Origin of the sequence: Burkholderia sp. ABCPW 111, from assembly GCF_000773065.1 — a bacterium.
Lineage (GTDB): Bacteria > Pseudomonadota > Gammaproteobacteria > Burkholderiales > Burkholderiaceae > Burkholderia > Burkholderia savannae.
In genome coordinates, this window is the sequence record NZ_JPWT01000014.1 from 54,284 (window position 1) to 78,309 (window position 24,026).

Here is a 24,026-nt window from a genome sequence, read left to right on the forward strand (position 1 = left end):
TCCGATCGGGAGGCGAACCGTGGCCAAGACAAGCGGTACCGCTGACGAGATCCTGAACCTGCCTTCCGGCGGCGGATCGGTCAGCGGCGATGGGGGCGACTTCAGCGTCGATCTGAACACGGGCACCGCGACGCTGAAGTTCGATCTGACGGTGCCGGCCGGCCCGAACGGCATCACGCCGCCGCACACGCTGCAGTATTCGGCGGGCACGGGCGACGGGCCGTTCGGCCTCGGCTGGTCGCTCGGGCTGATGACGATCCGCCGCAGGATCACGCCGGCGACGGGCGCGGCCGAGCCCGCGCCACCCGGCGCGTGCACGCTCGTCGGCGTCGGCGAGCTCGTCGACATGGGCGCGCGGCGCTTTCGGCCGATCGTCGATGCGACAGGACTGCTGATCGAATTCACCGGCGCGTCGTGGACGGCCACCGACAAGACCGATACGCAGTACACGCTCGGCACGAGCGCGAACGCGCAGATCGGCGACGGCGGCGCGCTGCCCGCCGCGTGGCTCGTCGATCGCTGCACCGACAGCGCCGGCAACGCGATCGCGTACACGTGGCTCGCCGACGGCGGCAACCGCGTGCCGCAGACGATCGCGTGGGGCACGTACCAGCTCGTGTTCGTCTACGAGAGCCGGCCGGACGTGCTCGTCGACGGCGGCTACGGCGCGCCCGTCACGCTCGACAAGCGCTGCAGCCGCATCGAGCTGCACGCGAGAACCGAAGCGCAGAGCCTCGTGCGCAGCTGGACGCTGCTGTACGACGACGACAACGGCCACGGCCGCTCGCTGCTCGCGACGATCCGCGAGCAAGGCCACGCGGCGGACGGCTCGATCCTCGCCGCGCCCGATCGCACGTTCGCGTACTCGAAGCCCGGCGCGCCCGCGCTCGTGCCGGTAACGGGCTGGACGACGCCGCTGTCCGATCCGAACACCGATCTCGTCGACCTGAACGGCGACGGGCTGCCGGACATCGTCCATCTCGGCGACGGCATGCCGACGATGCATCCGAACCTCGGCGGCGGCCGGTTCGGCGCGCCGCGCCCGCTCGCGCGCACGGCCGCGCCGCTGCGCCTGTCGGCGCCGTCCGTCGCGTTCGCGGACATGTCGGGCAACGGCAGCGTCGACGTGCTCGTGCTCGACGAGCCGTTCTCCGGCTACTACCCGCTATCCGCGCCGGGCGGCTCGGAGCCCGCGGGCTTCGGCCGGCCGATCGTGTTCGAGCGCGCGCCCGCCGTCTCGCCGAGCGACGTGCGGCTGCGCTTTCTCGATCTGAACGGCGACGGCATCACCGACATCCTGCTCGACACCGGGCGCGGCTGGCTGATGTACCTGCGCGACGGCCCGACGACGTGGTCCGACGCGCCGCGCGTGCTGCCGCCCGCGCGCACGCCGCCCGTATCGCTCGCCGATCCGCACGTGCATCTCGCCGACATGACGGGCGACGGGCTGATGGACATCGTGCGCGTGACGGGCGGCGGGCTCACGTACTGGCCCGCGCGCGCGGACGGCGGCTGGGACGCGGCGATCGCGATGACGCCGTCGCCCGCGTTCGCGCGCGATTTCGATCCGCGCCGGCTCGCGCTGTACGACGTCGACGGCGACGGCTGCGCGGACCTCGTCTACGTCGGCCTGCAATCCGTCACGCTATGGCGCAACGTCGGCGCGACGCGGCTCGCCGCGCCCGTCGCGATTCCCGGCACGCCGGTCGCGGTTCCGGGCAGCTACCGGGTCGTCGACCTGCTCGGCTCGGGCACGGCGGGCGTGCATTTCCAGCTGCCGTCGATCGCGGGCGCGTCGCGCCAGGCCTATCTCGATCTCGGCGGCGGCGCGAAGCCGTATCTGCTGACCGATCTCACGCACGGCGCGGCGCAGAGCACGCACATCGGCTACCGGACGAGCACCGAATACGCGCGCGACGACGCCACCGCCGGCGCGCCGTGGCGAACCTATCATCCGTTTCCGATCCAGTGCGTTGCGCGCACCGACCAGACCGACCACGGCACCGGCGCGACGACGTCGACCCGCTACGCCTATCACGACGCGCGCTACGATCCCGCGACGCGCACGTTCCTCGGCTTCGGCCGCGTCGACAGCGAACAGCTCGGCGACGCGTCGTGCCCGACGCTGCGCGTCGAGACGACGTTTCATCTCGGGCTCGATCCGGCCGATCCGAGCCGCCCGCTCACGAACGACGACGCGCTCAAGTTAGGCGCGCTGCGCCGCAAGCCGCTCGTCACCGCGACGTACGGGCTCGACGGCTCGCCGCTCGAGAGCCGGCCGTATTCGATCACGCGGCATGCGTACGATGCGCTGCTCGTCGCGTCGACGGCGGGCAACGGCAAGCAAATCGCGGTGCCGTACTGCACGACGTCGACTGAAGAGCGCTGGGAGCGGCAAGGCGCGGTCGTGTCGACGCGCACCGTCGACTATCTCGCGATCACGAACGAAGGCGACGTCACGTCGCAACGCACGCGCGCGCAGCGCACGGGCGTCGCCGCGCCCGACCAGTACGTGACGACGACGACCACGCTCGCGACGGGCGGCAAGAACCTGAGGCTGCCGGCACGCATCACGCAGACCGCGCCCGGCGGCGGCATCGTGTCCGCATCGATCTGCTTCTACGACGGCGACGCGTTCACCGGATTACCCGAAGGCCAGGCGACGCAAGGCCTCGTCACACGCATCGAAGACCGCGTGTTCGACGACGCGTTCGCCGCGTCGGTCTGGGGCGACCATCCGCCCGATCTCACGCAGTACGGCTACCACCGGCTGAGCGGCGACGCGTCCGGCTGGTGGAAGACGCGGCGCGCGCACGCGCGCGGATCGAACGCGACGGGGCCGACGCTCGCGACGAAAGGCCCGCTCGGCGCGCAGCAGACGCTGCAATACGACGCGAACGGGCAGCGCGTCGTCAAGGTGATCGACGCGCTCGGCAACGCGGTGTCGGCGACGACCGACGCGCGCGTGTTCCAGACCGCGTCGCTCACCGACGCGAACGGCCACCTGACGACCGACGCATTCGACGCGCTCGGCCGCGTCGTCGCGACGATCGGCCCGCTCGACACGGCCGCGCTGCCGACGATCGCGTTCGCGTACGCGGCGGGCGCGATCTCGACGATCACGAGCGCCACGCGCAGCGCGCACGGCGGCAACGACACCGTGCCCGCCGTCACGTGGATCGACGGCGCGGGCAACGTGCTCGGCAAGGGCACGCCCGCCGCCGCGCCCGGCCAATGGACCGTCACGAACGCGGTGCGGCGCAACGCGCGCGGCCTCGTCGCCGCATCGTTCCTGCCGTACGCGGCGACGGGCGCGGGCTGGCAGCCGCCGCCCGACGGCACCGGCGCGACCACCTCGATCTACGACGCGCTCGGCCGCCTCGTGCAGCTCACGCGGCCCGACGGGCTCGTCGTGACGAGCCGCCGCGAAGGCGACACGGTGATCACGAGCGAGACATGGCCGGGCGCCGCGGCGGCCGACGTCGAGCGGCAGGTGTACGACGCGGCGGGCCAGCTCGTGTCGGTCGCGCGCAACGCGGGCGATCACTGGGTCGAGCAGCGCTACGGCTATGCGCCGTCGGGCAAGGTCAGCGACGTGACGCTGCCGGGCGGCGCGCACGTCGCGTTCACGCTCGACCTGCTCGGCCGCGTGTTCGCGCAGCAAAGCCCCGACACGGGCCGCACGGTGTTTTTCCTCGACGCATCGGACAACCAGCGCGCGCGCACGAACGCGGCGGGCCAGATCGTGCGCACCGACGTCGACGCGATGAACCGCGTGACGAACGTGTATCACGACGCGGAGGCGACGCCGCGCGTGCGCTACGAATATGCCGACGCGAGCGGCGCGCCGCCCGCCGACGGCATTACCGCGAATCGCTTCACGCGCGTATGGCGCATCACCGACGAGATCGGCGCGGTCGTCTTCGAATACGACGAAGCGGGACGCAAGACGACCACCGCGCGCACCGTCGCCGCCACCGGGCAAAGCTTCGTCACGCGGCGCGCGTACGACGCGCTCGGTCGCCTCGCGAATGCGACGCTGCCCGCGACCGCGCCGGGCGGCGCGGCCCGTACGATCGACTACGGCTATGCGGCCGACGGGCGGCTCGTGAGCGCATCGGGCGTCGTGAAGGACGCGGCCTACGATTTGTTCGGACGCCTGACGTCGATCGATTACGCGAACGGCGCGTCGACGCTGATCGACTACGCGGCGAACGCGGGCGGCATCGCGCGCATACGCGTGCTCGACGCATCGCGCAACGTACTGCGCGACACGACGCTCACGCGCCGCGACGGCCTCGCCACGACGCTCGCGAGCGCGAACGCCGCGGACGACAGCGTCGACTTCGGCTACGACGCGCTGCGCCGCCTGACGAGCGCGAACTACCGGCAAGGCGCGACGGCCGCGGACACGCACGGCTGGACCTTCGACGACGCGTTCAACGCGACGGCCGCCACGGACGCGGGCGCGCTGACGTACGAGCCGGGCACGCACCGGCTCGCGTCGATCGGCGGCGCGGCGATCGCGTTCGACGCCGCCGGCCGGATGACGACGGGCCGCTTCGGCGCGGCGGCGTTCGACGCGGCCGATCATCTGAGCGGCGTGACGCTGCCCGACGCGACGCAGATCGCGCACACGTACGACTACCAGGGCCGCCGCGCGCGCTCGACGAAGAACGGCGCGCAAACCTACTTCAGCCCGACCGAGGACATCGAATTCCAGGGCGACGCGGCGATCGTATGGATCACGTTCGGCAGGCAGCGGATCGCGGCCGACATCGGCGGCGCGCTGACCTTCGTGCATCCGAACGCGCTCGGCGTGATGGATCTCGTCACCGATTCGAACGGCGCGTACGGCACGCGCGTGCGGCAAACGCCGTTCGGTTACGCGCGCCCGGCCGACAGCGCGGCGCTTGCGGGCGGCGTCGCCGTGGTGGCGCTCGCGCTCGGCGCGACGGACGCGACGGGCCTCGTCTGCCACGGCCTGCGGTGGTACGACCCGCGCGCAGGCCAGTTCATCAGCCCCGACCCCGTCGTGACGAGCGTGTACACGGTCGGCTCGTGGAACCCGTACGCGTACTGCCTCGGCAATCCGATCCTGCTCGCGGACCCGAACGGCTGCAGCTTCCTGAGCGTGCTCGAGATCATCGGCGTCGCGATCCTCGCGGCGGCTTGCGTCGTCGGCGCGATTTTCACGGGCGGCGCGACACTCGTCGCGCTCGGCGTGCTGTCCGCGAACATCGGCGGGTGGCTCCTCGCGGGCGTCGCGCTCGGCAGCCTGGGCGGCGCGATCGCGGGCGAGCTCGCCGCGCAGAAGGCGGGCGGCAATCTGTGGGCGGGCGCGTTCCTCGGCGCGTTCCTGGGCGGCGCGACGTCGCTGATCGGCGGCGCGCTCGGCGGCGCGGCCGCGGCCGGCATCGACACGCTGATCGGCGGCACGAAAACATTCCTGTCGTTCGTCGCGGCGGGCGCGATCCAGGGCACGCTCGCGGGCGCGGGCACGGGGCTCGCGATCGGCTATGCGGGCGGCAAGGGCAACGCCGAATCGATGCTGATCGCGATGGCGAAGGGCGCCGCATGGGGCGCGGTGCTCGGCACGCTGCTCGGCGCGGGCATCGGCGCGATCGCGGGCACGGGCATCAGCGGCGCGGCGAAGCCGGACAACTTCCTGAACATCGGCGCGTTCGGCCAGAAGTTCACGGATTTCACGAGCACGTCGACGGCGATCAACTCGGCCGACAACGCAGCGGGCGTGACCGAATCGCTCGCGCAACTGTCGATGCCGAACGGCTTCAACGCGAGCAACATGCTCGGCCTGCTGCCGAACCTCGTGACGACGAACGAACAGGCGGCGGGCTGGTTCTCGATTCCGATCGGATGGCTCGGGCCGGGCGTGCTGAACGACGCGGGATTCGCGGGGCTCGTCGACACGTCGATGGCGCTCGACCAGGCGGGGCTCAGCTACGCGCACCAGATCTCGCTGCTGCTCGGCGCCGCGCCCTACTTCATCGACTACGCGGCGACGATGGCGCAAATCGTCGACGCGAACGGCGTGAACAGCTTCGAGACGGCGTTCAACAAGGCGTTCGGATCGGGGAATCCGAGCAACACGGGGTGACGCAAACGAACCCGGATCGCGGTTCGCCGTGCTCGCAAACGGAACGACATGGGAAACGAGACAGAAAACGAAATGGGAAGCGCTCGACGCCGCACGCATCGCACGCATCGCCGGGCGTCGAATGTCGGCGATCGCTTGCCGCCGCGCAATGCTCGCCCGCGGCGAGCTCGCTCACGCGGAACCTCGCCGAGATCCGTTCGCTCTCCTGAGCGCGCGTCGTCTCGCGCGCTCGACGCGTCGGCGCTTTTGAACCCGCGCGCACGCGACCGAGCGTCGACGCAAGCGCCCGCCGCTCCGATCGGCGCGTGTGGCTTCGCGCGAGGCCGCACGCGCTCGATTTCGAGCGTGCCCCGACAGGCGCGACCGGCCGACTGAACCGGACGCCGGCGCCGAAGCGAGATGCCGCGAGGCTGGAGAGTGCGATGAAAGCGTTCAGGCAAATATTCGACGCCATTCAGGCCGAGACGGTGGAGCCCGTATCGGCTCGCATCGGGATTCCGGTTAAAACCGACGTCACCGCGACTTTCGACTGGATAAGCGGCTACCTGGACGCCCATCCTGAATTCGTCGTAAAACTTTATATCCACCGAGCCAATCCCAAATTCGAATCGATCTCGGCGTTGGTGACGAAGAAATCGATGGCGCAGGCGAAACGTTCCGGCGACTTTCAGCTTCTCTTGACCAGTTTCGGCGGCGCCGGACAAGGATCGCTGCCGGGCGTCGCCCGATTCGTGCTGCGGACATACGAATGTCCGGAATGTCATCGCCAGGTGGACATCATTCCACTCGACGGCGTGCCGCCGCCCAAGTGTCAGAACGGCCATTCGCCCCGTGAAATGGAAGTCGCGGCGGGGTCCCCGGCATGAAGTTCGACGCGCTGTTCGAAGCGGGATTCAAGGAGCTGGGCGCCAGGTTCTTCCTCGTCGCGTTCCTGCCGATCCTGTCGGTGGCCGTGTTGATCGTGGGACTGAATGCGTCGGGCGCGCCTGCGGCGTCCCCGTCATGGGCGAGTTTTGCGAAGGCGATACGAGAACTGGACCTGACCCAATCGCTCGGGCTGATATTCGCCGTGCTCGTATTGTCCCTCCTCACCATGCCGTTGCAGGAAGCGCTGGTGCGGGTGCTCGAGGGCTATTGGGGAAAACTGGCGTCATCCAGCCGCCTCGGGAAGTTCTTCTTGAATCGGCAGAAGAAGAAAAGAGACGCGCTGGTCGCCATCGTGCAAAACATCGAACAGCCGCCGACACCGAGCCGGAAATCGGAAGTCGACTCGGCGGCGCGCCGGCTGCTCAAGTACTACCCCGCCGAAGACCGGCTGCTTCCGACGAGCCTCGGCAACGCGCTCCGAGCGGCCGAGGATCTCGCGACCAGCCGCTACGGGCTCGACGCCGTGACCGTCTGGCCGAGGCTCTACCCGCACATCGGCGAGGGGCTGGGCCGCCTCGTCGATAGCGCCCGCAACCAGCTCGACGTTTCCGTTCGTCTCGTGCCCACGTTCGTCGTCTGCGCACTCGTGTCGTTCGGATTCCTGTTGCGTCACGGATACTGGCTTCTGGTGCCCTTCGGGTTCGTCGCGATGGCATGCCTCGGCTACCGCGCGGCGGTGGAATCGGCCGCCGCCTTCGGCGCGGTGATGAATGCGGCCATCGACATCCACCGGTTCGACATGGTCAAGGGGCTGCATTTTCCGATGGCCGACAACCTGGCCTCCGAGAGGCGGATCAACCAGGCGATCAGCAATTTCCTGCGCCAAGGGATTCCCCATGAATTGCCGTACGTGCATCCGAAAGCCGGCGACGAAGGCAAGACGCGAACGACGAACGGCGCGTGACGACACACCGGTGCGCATGCCGACCGACGGCCGAACAGGCGCGAATCTCCGCATGGATCAACTTCCGCTATCCCCTCCGGCCGTCCCACAGCGCTAAACTAAAGGCGCCAAAGCCGGAGAACACACCATGATTCCTCCCGACCCTGAAAGCACCTTCCGCGGCTTGCCGTTGACGCCCGAGCAGAACGCTGAAGTAAGGCATTACATCAAGATTCGAACTCAGCGCGGCTTACCGTGGGACACGCCTGAACTGCAGGCGATGATTCGCGACATGATGCTGCCGCCGGAGGAGGATGCCGGCGCGGCGGATTTCCTGTCGGACGAGACGCGAGCGGTCGCCGAACGCGCGATGTCGTCGGTGGAAGACGAGATGGACCCCATCGAGGCAAACGAGGAATGGCGAGCGGCCATGGAAGCGGAAAACATGAAGGGCCTGCGTCGGTGACGCCCCTTCCCGCGCCACGAAGCCGCCCCGCACGACGCCCCGCCACGCGAGACGACGTAGGTCGATCGTCGGCCCCGCCGCGCGTGAGGCGCGCGACGCCGATCGCGTCGGCGCGGCGAAACGCGCGGCGCGCTCATTGAACATCGAACGCACGGGAGAACGACCATGCGACTGATCGAACCGAACGAACACAAGGACTATCTCGCGGCGCTGCACGGCCGCGGCCTGTCGGGAAGCGATTTCGCGCTTCGCGAAACGGACACGACGGACCCGAAGAGCGACGAAAACTTCGGCCAGATGGGCTTCGTCACGATCACCCGACGCTCGACGCACGTGACGAAGGAATATCCGCTCGGCGACGCGAGCGACTGGCTCCAGCACTTCAAGAACGATTTAGAAACGGGCGCGTTCGACGAAGCGAACGACAGCCAGCACACCTGAGCGTGACCGGCACGCGATGCGTTGCCGCCCGAACGCGTACGCCGAAATCGTCCGCCGCTGCATGCGCGAAGCCGGCATCTCGACGGCTCCGACATCATCCGAACCGGAAACGTCCCGCATGCCGTCGGCGGGCCGCCATCGATCGCGCGACGACCGCAGCAAACTCATTCGCGAACGTTCAATGCAGACGGGCAACCTTGGCCATCGCCGACACTTGAATCGAACATGCGCTCGGCGCGCCTGTGTCCGGCGCGGCGCCGCGCGCACTGCGTAACTCGGCGACATCCTGTTGAACGTTCGGCCGTCGCCGGTTACGCGTCGCACAAATCCGAGGATCTCTCGTTCCCGATGCGCGTCGATCAACGAGATCAACGCAATAAACGCGACAATCTCGACAAACGCGGAATATTCCGAATGCCGCATGCGAGCACGCGCGGCGCCAGCCGGACCACCCGTCCTCACTAACCGGCCGATCGTTTCACGCCGCGTATCGCGCAAGGCCGCACGCGTGCGATCCATGCACGCCGCCGAAGCGCCGTCGAACCGATTTCACACGGCACGCCGCCCTCCGAACATCGCGGTTTTCGTGCAACTCGCCATTACCGTGAATTAGGGCCATGTCTTTCGATTCAATTCAGGCGCCGAATCAATAACCTGTCATCTTAGACAGGAACCTTTAAATTAGCTTGCTGTTTGTTTATTTAACATGCTAGCCTTCCCAGGCCTTGGATATTTGTCAAACCGGATAATCAATTTTTTTGATTATTTACAAAAATTCCATGGCGGCAATCCGACTTCATGCTGACTGATGTCTTCTTATGTTGATCTATCCATTGAGGAGCAATATATGAGTATCGTCGCTGGACCTTTCCCGTATGAAAACATCACGCGCCGCACGACCGACGAGGAACGTGCTCAAATCGAACGCATCGATCTGAACGACGGCGACATCGAACGTCTCGTCGATCTGTTCCGCGACGGCCTGCGCGAAACGGCGCAATTTCACAGCGCCGCCGTGCAAAACAACTTCCAGATCCGCGCCGAGGTTTCCGTCCGCCTGTCCCGGCCGATCCAGAGCGAGGACGGCGCCAGGGTCGAGGAAATCGTCAGTCGCAGCACCATCGACGAAACGATCGAATCGAAAAAGGTCTTCAAGAACTGATCCTTTCGTCTCGACGAATCACCCCTAAATGATTCAAGTCGCCCCGCAGTGCAGCATTTACTGTCGGGCGATTATCGATTCATTTATCGCCTCAATGATTTCCATCTTTATTGCGCATGACTGACATGCCACATTTGCTTTTCATACAGGCAGTGTGATGCAAGAACATCCGGTCTATTTCGAGACATCCTCATCTTCGAATCAGTCGTTCATGCCGCCGTCGTCACATGACCTGGCCGAAACGCTGGCATTGACGCAACCCTATCTCGAACGCTGCGGAATCACGCGGGTGACGGATATCACGCGGATGGACGTCATCGGCGTGCCGGTGTATTCGGCCATTCGCCCGCTGTCGCTGACGCTCGCCGTCAATGCCGGCAAAGGCATGACGCGCGAAGCGGCCAGGATCAGCGCGATCATGGAGGCGATCGAGTATTGGCATGCGGAGCGGATACCGGCCGAGACCGCGCATTTTGCGTCCTCGGCCGCCATGCAGGCCGAGCACGGCATTTCGATACTCGACTTTTGCCCGGAACTGGGCGCGACGTTGAAGCGCACGCAACCCATCGGCTGGGTGCCGCTCGAAAACCTCTCGGGCGCGGGCGACGTATTCGTGCCGATGGAGTGCGTGTTCATGCCGTGCCCGCCCCCGTACGGAGCGAACTTCCTGCGGGCCACCAGTTGCGGGATGGCGTGCGGAACGACGATCGAACAAGCAACCTTGCACGCGATCTGCGAGGTGGTCGAACGGCATCAGCAGTCGTTCGACACCGTCTCGCCCCGCTCCCGCGCGACGCCGCTGCGCCTGCTGGCCGGGGACGCGGCCGAGCTTGCGCAGCGGATCGACGCGGCGGGACTGACGCTCAAGATGCGCTCCCGGTACGACATGGGCCTCTTTTTCGTCGACGCCGTCGTGGCGGCCACGGAGGGCGCCAGCTTGTCGTACGTGAACGGCGGGACGGCGTGCCACTCGGATTTCCAGTCGGCCGCTCGCGCCGCCCTGCTGGAAGCGGTTCAAAGCCGCCTGACGGTGATCCACGGCGGCCGCGACGATCTCGACGAACGTCTCGCGCCATCGGAAAGCAAGACGTACGACGCCAGCAAAGCCGAGATCGAACACATCCTCGACGCGTATTCGAGCGGCATCGAGGTCACGGAACAGGACATCCGCAAGCGCTCGCCCGAGCACGCCGTCGCGCGGCTGATCGACAAGATCCGCTCGGCCGGCTTTGCGCGGGTCCTGCGCCATCGTTTCACGCAGCCGGACGATCCTCTCCAGGTGGTGCGCGTCGTCATTCCGCAAATGGAGCACTTCTCCCGCGCCACCGGCAAGGTGGGGCGGCGCCTGCTGGATTACATTCGCTCGACGGGAGGGCGGCCGTGATCTGCCACGTGTTCGTCGGCCCCACCGCGTTCGGCTTGCCGAATCGGCTCCTGGTCCGCCCGGATCTGGTGATTCACGGACCGGCCGCGCGCGGCGACATCCGCGCGTTGGGCGGCACGCTTTCGCGCGGCGCGGCCGTCGCATTGATCGACGGCCGCTTTGGAGACGTGCCGTCCGTCGCCCATTGGGAGATTCTGGAAATGCTCGACGCCGGCGTGCGCGTCTTCGGGCTGTCCTCGATGGGAGCCATACGCGCCGCGGAATTGCAACGGTACGGCATGACGCCGTATGGCTCGGTGGCGCAGCGCTTCGTCGACGATCCCGATCTTCCGGATGACGAAGTGATGATGCTTCACTCGCCTCGCCCTCCGTACGCGCCGATTTCGGAGCCGCTGGTTCATTTGCGCGAAGGTGCGCGCCACCTGGTCGCCCGCGAAATTTTGTCCGATGAACAGGCAGCGCGAATCATCGGCGATCTGCGCGAACGATGGTTCGGCGAGCGGACCTGGGAGACGCTGATCGATTCGGCCGCGCAACAGGGCATCGACCGAAGCGCGCTCCTTCGCGCGCTCGGCGATCCGCAGCGCTACCGGGTCAAGTCGCGGGACCTGGAGAACTTCCTCCATGACGAGCCCTGGGCAAGTTGACATGAAAAAAATCGACGAGATTTTTCACGGACTCCCTTTCCTCGACGAGCCGTTCAAATCGGACCTGCTGCTGACGCTGATCGGCCGGGTGCGAAAAATCCTGGGCGACGACATCGTCGGTCCCGCCATCGACGCCGACTGGCTCGATCCCGATCAAGCCCTGAAGCTTCGAGGCGCCGCCGGCATCGGTTGCGATCTCCCGTTGCTCCCGCTCTCCGCCCTGCAATTGCAGCAGGTGCGATCGGCGCGCGCGAGCATCGTCGAAGCGGCGCCCGAATGGCAGCGGCTGATCCTGTTCCCGGTGAAATACCACCGGCTCGACAGCAGCGACGTGATCGGGTGCTCGTGCTACGCGACACCGCAACGCGTGTTCCTCTCCGACGCCGCATTCGCCACGCCACGAGAACTCTGCGAGCAGATCATCCACGAGCATTGCCATAACTGGATGTACTTCCTCGAGGAACTGATGCCGTTTCATCGAATCGACTACCGGGAAGTCTTCGTCCTGCCTTCCGGAACCGCCAATCGCAATCCGACGGAAGTCATCGGCGCGGCGCACGTCGCCGCGACGCTCGCGCATTGGTACGCGAGGCAGGCCGATGCGCCGTCGCAACGGCGCGTCCGCGACCTGCTCACTTATCTGGACGGCTGCGTCGGCATTCTGCGCGCGCTGCCGCACGATTCATTGCTTCCGGCCGGCGCCGAAATCGCGTCGCTCCTTGCCCGATCCAATGAACGATTCCCCAGGAGAGGCGATCTTGTTTCGTGAAATTGCTCCGTCACTGTGGCAGTGCTGGCCCGTGTTCATTTACCGGCAGGTGCTCGACGACGCGGCCGAGATCAACGCGCGGCTCGCCGACGCGATCTCGAAGCGCGCGTCGACCGAGCCGAGCGCGAAGGCCAGCAACGCCGACGCATGGCAATCCGCGGCGGACTTCTTCGGTCACGACGACGCCGACAGGACGTTCCTCGTCGAGCGCATCACCACCGCGATGCGCCAGATGAACCGGCTGTCCGGCATCACCACCGACGACTTCGACGTCATCCTGGAAGGGTGGAGCGTCATCAATCGCGCGGGGCATCACCACAACCATCACATCCACCACAGCTCGGTCTGGTCCGGCGTGTATTACGTTCGCACCCCGGCCGGCTGCGCATCCGCCGCGCGAGACGGCGCGATCGAATTCATCGACCCTCGCCATGCCGCGCCCGTGACCGCGCGCAGCATCCGGACGATCCGCCCGGTCGGCGGATCGCTGCTGCTGTTCCCGAGCTGGCTCGAGCACTGGGTGCATCCTCACTACGAGGCCGGCGAGCGCATCTGCGTGCCGTTCAACATCTACCTGATGCCGAGGATGAGCCGATGATCGACCTGATACTCGAATGGCCCACCTACATCCTGTCGGGAACGATGCCGCCGGATGCGCTGGCCGCCGCCCAAAAGCGCGCCGCCGATCCGGCCGGCATCCTGCGTCTCGAGGACGCGATCGGCCCGATCGTCGCGGACGCGCCGCACGCGCGGGCGCTCGGCGACGCCGAACTCCGCGAGCCGCGGATCGAGACCTGGTACGCAGGACACCTCGAAGCGCTGTGCGACGACATGCCCGACGCGACGCACATCGTCATCGTCGTGCTCGACGTGTCGAGCGACGAGGCCGCGCCACCGGCGAATTATTCGGGCACCTTGATGATCCGCGACCCCCGCGCGGGCTGCGCCAGCGTCTTCGTTCCCGGCCTGCCGTATGGCCGGCCGTTCGAATTCGTCGCGCGGCCCGGCGCATACGTCTGCTACCCGGCATGGCTGCGCTGCGCGGTTCTCCCCGTCAACGCCGGTCACGAGATCCGCCTGTTGCGCGCCAAACTGGTCATGAAGCGGCCCGGCGCGCACGATCGGCCCGAGCACCGTCAACTCGATCTCGACGGGCGCCCGGACGTAAACGACATCGAACGCGCCGACCGTTCGCGCGCCTCGGCATGAACGCCAATCGAATCCTGAAGATCCTGAAGATCGAATCGATCTCGGTCAACGTGACGCGGCTCCAGATCGGCCTCGTCTGCGTCGGGCTCGCCAGCGACGCGTTCCGTTACGCGTTCGCATGGTGGGTGCTGAAGATCAACGGCTCGGTGGTCGAATTCGGCAGCCTGCTCGCTGCGATGACCTTCGCCCAGACCACGTCGACGCTCGGCGTGGGCGCCCTCGGCGACATGTGGAATCCGATGAAGGTGCTGCGATCGGCCGTGTGCCTTCAGGGCGCGACGATTGCGATCCTCGCGGCGTGGGCCGGATTCGGTCCGTATCATTTCCCGCTCGCGATGCTCTTGTCGATCGTCCTGTCGCTGTTCGTCGGCGCGATCGAACCGTTGACCAACGTTGCGATCGCGTCCATCGCGCCGGCGGGGCAGGTCACGCGAGTCATGGCGCAACGGGGCGCGCTCGCAAGCGGAACGAAGCTGCTGGGCCCGCTCATGGCGGGCGCAATGGTGTCGGTCCTCGGCGCGGCCGGAACCCTGCTCGCCTCGGCGGCATTCGCCGGCGCCTCCTGCTTGATCTTCGTTCCGCTTCGAATCGACGACGACAATCGCGCCGAGCAGCCCGGCGCGATGTCGTTTCTCTCGTCATGGGCGCGCAAGACCGCCGCCGGCCTCCGCACCTTCTATCAAGTGAAGGTCGACTTCTATTTTTGCGTCATGACGTGCATGGCGAACTTCGCGCTCCCCGCGTTTTTTCTGGTCGCGCTTCCTTACCTGGTCATTCAGGTGCTCAACTTCCCCGCCAGCATGCTCGGCATCTTCGACGGCATTTTTTGCGCCGGCATGTTCGTCGGAGGCATGCGCGTGGTGATGTGGCTCAACCGGGCCGTCGGCAAGCAGCATGCCGTGTTTCTGTCGATGGCCGCGCTCGCCGCGATGATCTTTTCGTTCACCGTCACGCGTCAGCCCGTCGTCATGAGCGGCGCATTGTTCATCGGCGGGATGTTCATGATGACGATCTTCGTCAATATCGGCGGACTGCGCGCGGTGGCCACGCCGAAGCACTATCGCACCCGCATGTTCGCCACCGCATCGTTTCTCGTCTCTCTTTCGATCACGCCCGGAATCGCTTTCGTCACGTTCGCCACGCAACGCGCGGGAATCGACGCGGCGCTCGGATCGATCGCGGGCATCTGCATCGTGTCGGCGGTCGCGATCTACTTCATTCCGAACTCGCGCAAGGTTCTCGAGATGACCGAGCGCGACGCCGAAAACGCGTATCAGCGGCTATATCCCGCTGCGTTCCTCAAACCTGACGCCGGCGGCCGCGAGATGGCCGGCTGACGGATCAGCCTGGCAGGCAATCCGGTTCGCCACTCCATCGACCCATACCATGAGCCCGAACTCCCTGGAAATCATCTTTGCGCAAAGCATCTTGCCTCATGCATTCTTCGCCGCCTTGCGCGTCGGCTTGTATTCGGCGCTCACGCGCGCGCCGGCGCCGGCGGAGGCGATCGCGCGGAAGCTCGGGCTATCGCGGCGCGCGGCCAGCGTGCTGCTCGACTCGCAGGTCCTGATCGGGCTCGTCGAACGGGATTCGGACACGCGCTATAGCGCGAGCGAAGAAGCCGCGACGTTCCTGCATCCGGACGGGACGGGCTATTGCGCGGCCATCTACGACAAGTGGCTCCAAGCGCTGCGCAACCTCGATTCGGCATTGCGGGACGACGCGCCCGCGATCGACGTCACGTCTGCGGCCTTTCAGCCCGAGTGGGTTCATTATGCGAGAAAGAGCCTGGTGTCCTGGCCGGACGAAGCGAGACTCGCGATGCAGGATTGGAGCGACCTCGTTGCTCGAGGCCAGGTGCGTCCCGACAGCCACGTCGCCTACTTCGCGAGCGGCGCGGGGGTATTCGGCATGGCGCTCGCGCAATTTTCCGAGCGCTGCCGCGTCGTGCTGCTCGATCGGCCCGACGTCCTGAGCGTCGCGCGGCGCGTCGCGTCGCTGATGCGCGTCGGCGAGCGCGTGCAATGCCATCCGTTCGAATTGCGGCGAGCAGCCCGCGAGGACGATCGCCGTGCGCCGCTGCCCGCGGTCGACATGGCGATATTCCGCGAAACGCTCCACTATCTTCCGCCCGACGAAGTCCGGATGCTGCTCGAGCGGGCCCGGAACACGTTCGAGCACGTCGACAAGATGCTCGTCATCAATCGATTCCTGAACGACGCGCGCACCGGGCCCCGCCCCTGCTTCATCGACAACGCGTACATGGCCGCCACCTCGCCGCACTGGGAAAGCTACACCGAGTCCGAAATCGGATCGATCTTCTCGGATGCCGGCTATCCGGTACGCACGCAGATCAACGAACGAACCTGGCTCTTCTCTCGCTAGTCCCCATCGATCCACTCACTGCTTCGGCTGCCACCATGAACGCATCCAACGTCTACAGCAATTTCTACAAAGTCGAGCGAACGGGCGGAGATCATCTGAGCGACGGCGGAGGGCCGTTCGGCTTCGACATCACCGTGGCGCTCCAGGCCGATTACCTCATTCGCTTCCATCGATGCGACGCCATACTGGAAACCGGCAGCTTCCGCGGCGACACAACGGCCTATCTCAGCCACGCTTACCCGGACCTGCCCGTCTTGACCTGCGACATCGATCCCGACAACGCGAAGTTCGCGCAAGTCCGGTTGCGCGCGCAGGCAAACGTCACCGCCACACATGCGGATTCCCGCGAATTTCTCCGCCGCCATCTGCCGAAATATCAGCGCCCCTTCGTCTATCTCGACGCGCACTGGTACGACGATTGGCCGCTCGGGCAAGAGCTGGAGCTGATCGATCGCGGCGTGATCTGCATTGACGACTTCGATATCGGGCACCCGCGATTCGCATTCGATCACTACGACGACGTGGTGTGCGGGCCCGACATATTGAAGCCGCATCGCAGCCGAATCCCGTTTTTCTATACGAACAACCCGCTCGGGAAATACCCGTTTCCCTGCCTGCAGATCGGCCGCCGAAGCGGCAAGGCGTACATGGAAATCGGCATGGGGGATTCGGCGTTGTCGCAAAGCGACTGGTTTCTGAAGCGGGAAAACTAGGACGCCGCCATCGACATCGTGATCGCCGATCCCATGCGCTCGTCGAACCTCCGCATCCGCGGTTCTCGGCAGCTCGCCCGTCCGGAGCGATCGCGGGCGCGCGGGCAGCGAATCGGCTCGCTCATCGCGCCCCCCACCGCCTTCAATCGCAATCGGACCACGCCCCATGAAACTGCCCCCGCTCGTCACGAGACGCCCGCCGTTATCCCGCGAGGAATTGTCCCGCTACAGCCGGCACATCCTGCTTCCCGAGATCGGCCTGCAAGGTCAGCAGCGCCTCGAGGGAAGCCGGGTGCTCGTCGTGGGCGCGGGCGGGCTCGGCTCGCCCGTGCTGCTCTATCTCGCGGCGGCGGGCGTCGGTACGCTCGGCATCGTCGATTTCGATCGCGTGGATATCTCCAATTTGCAGCGGCAAGTCATCCACCGAATGTCGACGGTCGGCCGTTTGAAGACCGACAGCGCACGCGACGCGATTCTCGATCTGAATCCGCATGTCGACGTGCGCGCTCACGACGAACGGCTCGACAACGACAACGCCGTGCCGTTGTTCCGGCAATACGACATCGTCGTCGACGGCACCGACAATTTCGCGACCCGCTACCTGGTCAACGACGCCTGCGTCCTGGCCGACAGGCCGTATGTCTGGGGATCGATCTATCGCTTCGAGGGGCAGGCGTCGGTGTTCTGGGAAGCGGCGCCGGGCGGCATCGGCGTCAATTACCGCGATCTGTATCCCGAGCCGCCGCCGCCGGAACTGGCGCCGTCGTGCTCGGAAGGCGGCGTGCTCGGCGTGCTGTGCGCATCGATCGCGTCGATCATGGCGACCGAAACCGTCAAGCTCATCACGGGTGCGGGTGATTCGCTGCTCGGCCGGCTTGCGGTCTACGATGCGCTGGAGATGCGCTGCCGGTTCCTGCCGCTGCGGCGTGCGCCCGGGCGCCAGCCGATCACCGCGCTCGCCGATTATCGGCACTTCTGCAATCCCGCCGTGCGGCAGCCGCCGAACGGGGAGACGATCGCGCCCGGCGTCGACGTTGCGGAACTCAAGCGCTTGCTGGACGCCGGCGCGCCGCTCGAGCTCATCGACGTGCGCGAGCCGAACGAGTGGGATCTCGTTCGCATTCCGGGCGCGCGGCTCGTCCCGAAACAGCAGATGCTCGCCGGCGGCATGACGACGCTCGACAAATCTCGGCGAACCGTCATCTACTGCAAAGGCGGCGCCCGCTCGCAAGAAGTCGTGCAGGCGATGCGGCGCGCCGGTTTCACGGACGTCAGCAATCTCGACGGAGGCGTGCTCGCCTGGGTCCGCCTGATCGATCCGTCGCTGCCGTCATATTGAGCGCGTCGGGCGTCGACGCAACCGTTGCGATGCAGACGAATCCGGCGCGCGACGCCGACGCATTGCGGCCGGGGCGCGCGCGAAGGCACATGCAGAGCGTTCGCACGGCCGAAACAACTGCGGAAGGCATCGGTCGGCAACCTCGCCGTGTTGCCGACGCCCCCGCTTCCCGCCCAACCGATTCCCTTTTCTTGCCCGCCATGACTATTACGATTCAGATTCCGACCATCATGCGCTCGCTGACGCGCGATCAGAAATACGTCGAAGCGCACGGCCAGACCGTCATCGAAGCCATCGCCCACCTCGAGCGGAACTACCCGGGCCTGCAACGACGACTGATGCAGGGCGATCAACTGCATCGCTTCGTCAACATCTATGTCAACGACGACGACATCCGCTTCAACGGCGGCCTTTCTGCTCGTCTGAGGGACGGGGATACGATCACCATCCTGCCGGCCGTGGCCGGCGGCTAGCCCGCGCCGCGACGCACTGCCAACAAAAAAGCCCGCAACCACGAGGGCTGCGAGCTTTCTGGCTACCGCTTCGAAGAGAGACGGTCGGGGCGTCTCAGAACGGAATGTCGTCATCCATCTCGTCGAAACCGCCGCCCGCCGGCGCGCTGGGGCGGCTCGCGCCACCGCCACCGCCGCCGTTGCGCGCGCCCGCCGCGCCGCCGCCCGACGCGCGACCACCGCCACCGCCACCGCTGCGCTCCGTATCGCGGCCGCCGCCGTAACCACCGCCGCCGTAGCCGCCTTCGTCACCGCCGCCGCCCGAACCGCCGCGGCCGCCGAGCATCTGCATCTGGTCCGCGACGATTTCGGTCGAGTAACGGTCCTGGCCGTCCTGGCCTTGCCACTTGCGCGTGCGGATGCGGCCCTCGATGTACACCGACGAGCCCTTCTTCAGATACTCGCTGACGATCTCGGCAAGGCGGCCGAAGAACGCGACGCGGTGCCATTCGGTCATTTCCTTGAATTCGCCGGACGCCTTGTCCTTGTAGCGATCGGTCGTCGCGAGGCGGATGTTCGCCACCGCGTCGCCGCTCGGCAGATAACGCACTTCGGGATCGGCGCCGAGATTGCCGACGAGAATGACCTTGTTGACGGATGCCATGTGTTTCTCCAGTTGATTCGATGCCAAACAGCGCGGCAAAACCGTTCACGGCTTCATCGGCCGGCGTGTGCCGGAGCGGCAACACGCCGTGCGCTTCGAAGGGCGTTCGCGTGTCAGGCTTTGCGCGGCGGCTGTTTCATGCCGGCCGCGATTATAAGCCACACGGCTACGAGCGCCGAGCACGCGAAAAACACCGTGTCCGCGCCGCCGTGCTTCAGCAGCACGCCGCCGACCACGCCGCCCAACGCGAGCCCGATCGACTGCGTCGTGTTGTACACGCCTGTGGCCGCGCCCTTGCGCGAACCCGGCGCGAGCTTCGACACGAGCGACGGCTGCGACGCCTCCAGAATGTTGAAGCCCAGGAAGTAGACGAACAGGATTGCCGCGACAATCAATATCGTATGCGTTGCCATGCCGAGCAACAGTTGGCCGATCAGGATAGCCGCAATTCCGCCCAATAGCACGGGCTTCATCTTTCCCTGTTTTTCCGCGACGATGATGGCCGGCACCATCATCACGAACGCGAGCCCCATCACCGGCAGATAGACCTGCCAGTGCGACGCGACGGGCAGCCCGCCGTCGACGAGAAGGCGCGGCACGACGAGAAAGAGCGCGGTCTGCGTCGCGTGCAGCACGAGCACGCCGAAGTTCAGGCGCAGCAGCTCGACGTTGTGCAGCACTTCGGCGAACGGAGCCGGCACGTGCACGGGCCGCGGCGCGTCCGGCACGACCCAAAGCACGACGCCGATCGCCGCGATCGACAGCGCGCCGACGATCGCGAAGAGCCCGCTCATTCCGACCCAGTGGAACACGATCGGCGCGCCGACGATCGCGACCGCGAACGACATGCCGATCGAGCCGCCCACCATCGCCATCGCCTTCGTTCGGTTGTGCTCGGACGTCAGATCCGCGATGAACGCGAGCACCGCCGACGATACCGCCCCCATTCCCTGGATGACCCGGCCGACGATGATCCACGTGATGTCGTGCGCGAACGCCGCGACGAAGCTGCCGAGCGCGAAGATCAGCAGGCCCGCGGCGATCACCGGCTTGCGCCCGAACTTGTCCGACGCCCAGCCGTAAAAAATGTAAAGCAGCGATTGCGTGACGCCGTAAGCGCCGAGCGCGATGCCGACGAGCACGACGTTGTCGCCGCCCGGGATCGTCTTCGCGTAGACGGAGAACACCGGCATGATCATGAACAGACCGAGCATGCGCAGCGCGAAGATCGCCGCGAGCGACGCGGTCGCGCGCAGCTCGGGTGCGCTCATGCGAGTGGAGGTAGCGGACGGATTGGACATCGGGCGTGTGTTCGATTGAATCGGTGGTCCGCCCGCTGCCGGGCGGCGGGAGATCCGGGCCGGCCGCCTGCCGCCGCGCGCCGCCTCGCTGCGGCCCGGGCGTCGCGAAAGCCCGCTGCCGGGTGGCGCGGGAATTGGTTGGGAGCCTGAAACGACGGACTCGAAAAGTCGTTATAGTAGCAGGTTTGGTTCTCTCATCTTCCGCCGGGTTCATGGAACAAATACGTATCCGTGGGGCGCGCACCCACAACCTGAAGAACGTCAATCTCGACCTTCCGCGGCACAAACTGATCGTGATCACGGGCCTCTCCGGCTCGGGCAAATCGTCGCTCGCGTTCGACACGTTGTACGCCGAAGGCCAGCGGCGCTACGTCGAGAGCCTGTCGGCGTATGCGCGCCAGTTCCTGCAGTTGATGGAGAAGCCGGACGTCGACCTGATCGAGGGCCTGTCGCCCGCGATCTCGATCGAGCAGAAGGCGACGTCGCACAATCCCCGCTCGACGGTCGGCACCGTCACCGAAATTCACGACTATCTGCGGCTTTTGTACGCACGCGTGGGCACGCCGTACTGCCCGGATCACGAGATCCCGCTCGAGGCGCAGAGCGTGTCGCAGATGGTCGACGCGGCGCTCGCGCTGCCCGAGGAAACCAAGCTGATGATCCTCGCGCCCGTCGTCGCGAACCGCAAGGGCGAGCATGCGGAGCTGTTCGAGGAAATGCAGGCGCAGGGCTTCGTGCGCTTTCGCGTCCGCTCGGGCGGCGGCGCGGCGAACGAAGGCGTCGCGAAGATCCACGAAGTCGATTCGCTGCCGAAGCTCAAGAAGAACGACAAGCACACGATCGACGTCGTCGTCGATCGCCTGAAGGTTCGCCCGGACATGAAGCAGCGGCTCGCCGAATCGTTCGAGACCGCGCTGCGCCTGGCCGACGGCCGCGCGATCGCGCTCGAGATGGACACCGACCGCGAACACCTGTTCAGCTCGAAGTTCGCGTGCCCGGTGTGCTCGTACTCGCTGCAGGAGCTCGAGCCGCGCCTGTTCTCGTTCAACAACCCGATGGGCGCGTGCCCCGAATGCGACGGCCTCGGCCAGATCACGTTCTTCGATCCGAAGCGGGTCGTCGCGCACCCGTCGCTGTCGCTCGCGGCGGGCGCGGTGAAGGGCTGGGACCGGCGCAACCAGTTCTACTTCCAGATGCTGCAGAGCCTCGCGGCGTTCTACGATTTCGACATCGACACCGCGTTCGAGGACTTGCCCGAGAAGATCAAGAAGATCCTGCTGTACGGCTCGGGCAAGCAGACGATCCCGTTCTCGTACATCAACGAGCGCGGCCGCACGACGATCCGCGAGCACGTGTTCGAAGGGATCATCCCGAACCTCGAGCGACGCTACCGCGAGACCGATTCGGCCGCGGTGCGCGAGGAGCTCGCGAAGTATCAGAACAACCAGCCGTGCCCGTCGTGCGACGGCACGCGCCTGCGCCGCGAGGCGCGCTTCGTGCGCGTCGGCCAGGGCGACTACGCGCGCGCGATCTACGAAGTGAGCGGCTGGCCGCTGCGCGACGCGCTCGGCTACTTCGACGGCCTCACGCTCGACGGCGCGAAGCGCGAGATCGCCGACAAGGTGATCAAGGAAATCGTCGCGCGGCTCACGTTCCTGAACAACGTCGGCCTCGACTACCTGTCGCTCGAGCGCAGCGCGGAAACGCTGTCGGGCGGCGAGGCGCAGCGCATCCGGCTCGCGTCGCAGATCGGCTCGGGCCTGACAGGCGTGATGTACGTGCTCGACGAGCCGTCGATCGGCCTGCACCAGCGCGACAACGACCGCCTGATCGCGACGCTCAAGCACCTGCGCGACCTCGGCAACTCGGTGATCGTCGTCGAGCACGACGAGGACATGATCCGCACGGCCGATTACGTCGTCGACATGGGCCCGGGCGCGGGCGAGCACGGCGGCGCGATCGTCGCCGAAGGCACGCCGAAGCAGGTTCAGGCGAACGGCGATTCGCTGACGGGCCAGTACCTCGTCGGCAAGCGCACGATCGAGTATCCGGACGAGCGAATCGGGCCCGATCCCGAGCGGATGCTGCGCATCGTCGACGCGCACGGCAACAACCTGAAGGACGTCGACCTCGATCTGCCCGTCGGCCTCTTGACCTGCATCACCGGCGTATCGGGCTCCGGCAAGTCGACGCTCATCAACGACACGCTGTACAACGCGGTCGCGCGCCACCTGTACGGCTCGGCCACGGAGCCGGCGCCGCACGAGTCGATCGAGGGCCTCGAGCACTTCGACAAGGTGATCAACGTCGATCAATCGCCGATCGGCCGCACGCCGCGCTCGAACCCGGCCACCTATACGGGCGTCTTCACGCCGATCCGCGAGCTGTTCGCGGGCGTGCCGGCGTCGAAGGAACGCGGCTACGATCCGGGCCGCTTCTCGTTCAACGTGAAGGGCGGGCGCTGCGAGTCGTGCCAGGGCGACGGCGTGCTGAAGGTCGAGATGCACTTCCTGCCGGACGTCTACGTGCCGTGCGACGTCTGCCACGGCAAGCGCTACAACCGCGAGACGCTTGAAGTCCAATACAAGGGCAAGAACATCAGCGAAGTGCTGGAGATGACGGTCGAGCACGCGTACGGGTTCTTCGGCGCGGTGCCCGTCGTCGCGCGCAAGCTGAAGACGCTGCTCGACGTCGGCCTGGGGTACATCCGGCTCGGCCAGTCGGCCACGACTTTGTCCGGCGGCGAGGCGCAGCGCGTGAAGCTGTCGCTGGAGCTCTCCAAGCGCGACACGGGCCGCACGCTGTACATCCTCGACGAGCCGACGACCGGCCTGCACTTCCACGACATCGCGCTCTTGCTCGAAGTGATCCACCGGCTGCGCGACCAGGGCAACACGGTCGTGATCATCGAGCACAACCTCGACGTGATCAAGACGGCCGACTGGGTGATCGATCTCGGGCCGGAAGGCGGCGCGGGCGGCGGCCAGATCATCGCGCAAGGCACGCCCGAGCAGATCGCGAAGACGAAGGCGAGCTTCACCGGCAAGTACCTCGCGCCGCTCCTCAAGCGCGGCAAGTAAGCGGGACGCGGCCGCCGGGCGCAACGTCCGGCGGCCGCCCGGCTCGCGCGCGGCGCGCGGCGCCGTGCCGGCCTCGCGCGGCCGAT

General features: G+C 66.6%; 19 protein-coding genes. 17 read left to right on the forward strand and 2 right to left on the reverse strand.

Features of this window, described 5'->3' with window-relative positions; all coding sequences use genetic code 11:
• Positions 1 to 19 precede the first annotated feature (19 nt).
• From X946_RS04115 to X946_RS36630, 16 genes are all read left to right on the forward strand, one after another.
• Positions 20 to 6,118: a toxin TcdB middle/N-terminal domain-containing protein gene (locus tag X946_RS04115; protein WP_038744422.1), complete on the forward strand. Its 6,099-nt coding sequence runs from the start codon at positions 20 to 22 to the stop codon at positions 6,116 to 6,118.
• Between the two features lie 422 nt (positions 6,119 to 6,540).
• Complete coding sequence (locus X946_RS04120) at positions 6,541 to 6,984, forward strand: hypothetical protein (protein ID WP_038744423.1); 444 nt, start codon at positions 6,541 to 6,543, stop codon at positions 6,982 to 6,984.
• Positions 6,981 to 7,949 (forward strand): hypothetical protein, encoded by a 969-nt coding sequence (locus X946_RS04125; protein ID WP_038744424.1) that lies wholly within the window; start codon positions 6,981 to 6,983, stop codon positions 7,947 to 7,949. The genes X946_RS04120 and X946_RS04125 overlap by 4 nt, the downstream gene beginning before the upstream one ends.
• A gap of 127 nt (positions 7,950 to 8,076) precedes the next feature.
• The gene (locus X946_RS04130) at positions 8,077 to 8,394 is read left to right on the forward strand and encodes a hypothetical protein (protein WP_038744425.1); all 318 of its coding nucleotides are present in this window, start codon (positions 8,077 to 8,079) and stop codon (positions 8,392 to 8,394) included.
• Between the two features lie 165 nt (positions 8,395 to 8,559).
• Entirely contained in the window at positions 8,560 to 8,835 is a 276-nt protein-coding gene (locus X946_RS04135; RefSeq protein WP_038744426.1) for a hypothetical protein, read from the forward strand.
• 847 nt (positions 8,836 to 9,682) lie between these two features.
• On the forward strand, positions 9,683 to 9,997 hold the full coding sequence (locus X946_RS04140) for a hypothetical protein (protein WP_038744427.1): 315 nt from the start codon (positions 9,683 to 9,685) through the stop codon (positions 9,995 to 9,997).
• Positions 9,998 to 10,154: 157 nt separating this feature from the next.
• On the forward strand, positions 10,155 to 11,381 hold the full coding sequence (locus X946_RS04145; RefSeq protein WP_038744428.1) for a YcaO-like family protein: 1,227 nt from the start codon (positions 10,155 to 10,157) through the stop codon (positions 11,379 to 11,381).
• The gene (locus X946_RS04150) at positions 11,378 to 12,028 is read left to right on the forward strand and encodes a TfuA-like protein (protein ID WP_052145002.1); all 651 of its coding nucleotides are present in this window, start codon (positions 11,378 to 11,380) and stop codon (positions 12,026 to 12,028) included. Before X946_RS04145 ends, X946_RS04150 begins: the two co-directional genes overlap by 4 nt.
• Position 12,029: 1 nt before the next feature.
• Positions 12,030 to 12,797 (forward strand): aKG-HExxH-type peptide beta-hydroxylase, encoded by a 768-nt coding sequence (locus X946_RS34935; protein WP_038744429.1) that lies wholly within the window; start codon positions 12,030 to 12,032, stop codon positions 12,795 to 12,797.
• Positions 12,787 to 13,395, forward strand: a complete 609-nt coding sequence (locus tag X946_RS29470; protein ID WP_161788635.1) for a TIGR02466 family protein — start codon at positions 12,787 to 12,789, stop codon at positions 13,393 to 13,395. The genes X946_RS34935 and X946_RS29470 overlap by 11 nt, the downstream gene beginning before the upstream one ends.
• The gene (locus X946_RS36035) at positions 13,392 to 14,006 is read left to right on the forward strand and encodes a hypothetical protein (RefSeq protein ID WP_038744430.1); all 615 of its coding nucleotides are present in this window, start codon (positions 13,392 to 13,394) and stop codon (positions 14,004 to 14,006) included. The genes X946_RS29470 and X946_RS36035 overlap by 4 nt, the downstream gene beginning before the upstream one ends.
• Entirely contained in the window at positions 14,003 to 15,343 is a 1,341-nt protein-coding gene (locus tag X946_RS04170) for an MFS transporter (protein WP_038744431.1), read from the forward strand. Before X946_RS36035 ends, X946_RS04170 begins: the two co-directional genes overlap by 4 nt.
• Positions 15,344 to 15,392: 49 nt before the next feature.
• Positions 15,393 to 16,391, forward strand: coding sequence for a methyltransferase (locus X946_RS04175; RefSeq protein WP_038744432.1), 999 nt, complete (start codon positions 15,393 to 15,395; stop codon positions 16,389 to 16,391).
• Positions 16,392 to 16,426: 35 nt separating this feature from the next.
• Positions 16,427 to 17,104, forward strand: a complete 678-nt coding sequence (locus X946_RS04180) for a hypothetical protein (protein WP_052145004.1) — start codon at positions 16,427 to 16,429, stop codon at positions 17,102 to 17,104.
• 166 nt (positions 17,105 to 17,270) lie between these two features.
• Positions 17,271 to 18,443 carry a molybdopterin-synthase adenylyltransferase MoeB gene (gene moeB, locus X946_RS04185; RefSeq protein ID WP_038744433.1) on the forward strand — a complete coding sequence of 391 codons (1,173 nt, stop codon included), beginning with the start codon at positions 17,271 to 17,273 and terminating at the stop codon, positions 18,441 to 18,443.
• A 29-nt stretch (positions 18,444 to 18,472) separates the two neighbouring features.
• Positions 18,473 to 18,916, forward strand: a complete 444-nt coding sequence (locus tag X946_RS36630) for a MoaD family protein (RefSeq protein ID WP_269435066.1) — start codon at positions 18,473 to 18,475, stop codon at positions 18,914 to 18,916.
• 94 nt (positions 18,917 to 19,010) lie between these two features.
• On the opposite strand, the gene X946_RS04195 is transcribed toward X946_RS36630, so the two are convergent.
• Together X946_RS04195 and X946_RS04200 are read right to left on the reverse strand one after the other, a co-directional pair.
• The gene (locus X946_RS04195; protein ID WP_038744435.1) at positions 19,011 to 19,559 is read right to left on the reverse strand and encodes a single-stranded DNA-binding protein; all 549 of its coding nucleotides are present in this window, start codon (positions 19,557 to 19,559) and stop codon (positions 19,011 to 19,013) included.
• Between the two features lie 113 nt (positions 19,560 to 19,672).
• Positions 19,673 to 20,860: an MFS transporter gene (locus X946_RS04200; protein WP_038744436.1), complete on the reverse strand. Its 1,188-nt coding sequence runs from the start codon at positions 20,858 to 20,860 to the stop codon at positions 19,673 to 19,675.
• A 212-nt stretch (positions 20,861 to 21,072) separates the two neighbouring features.
• Between X946_RS04200 and uvrA the strand changes: the two genes are divergently transcribed.
• Positions 21,073 to 23,940 (forward strand): excinuclease ABC subunit UvrA, encoded by a 2,868-nt coding sequence (gene uvrA / locus X946_RS04205; protein WP_038744437.1) that lies wholly within the window; start codon positions 21,073 to 21,075, stop codon positions 23,938 to 23,940.
• Positions 23,941 to 24,026 lie beyond the last annotated feature (86 nt).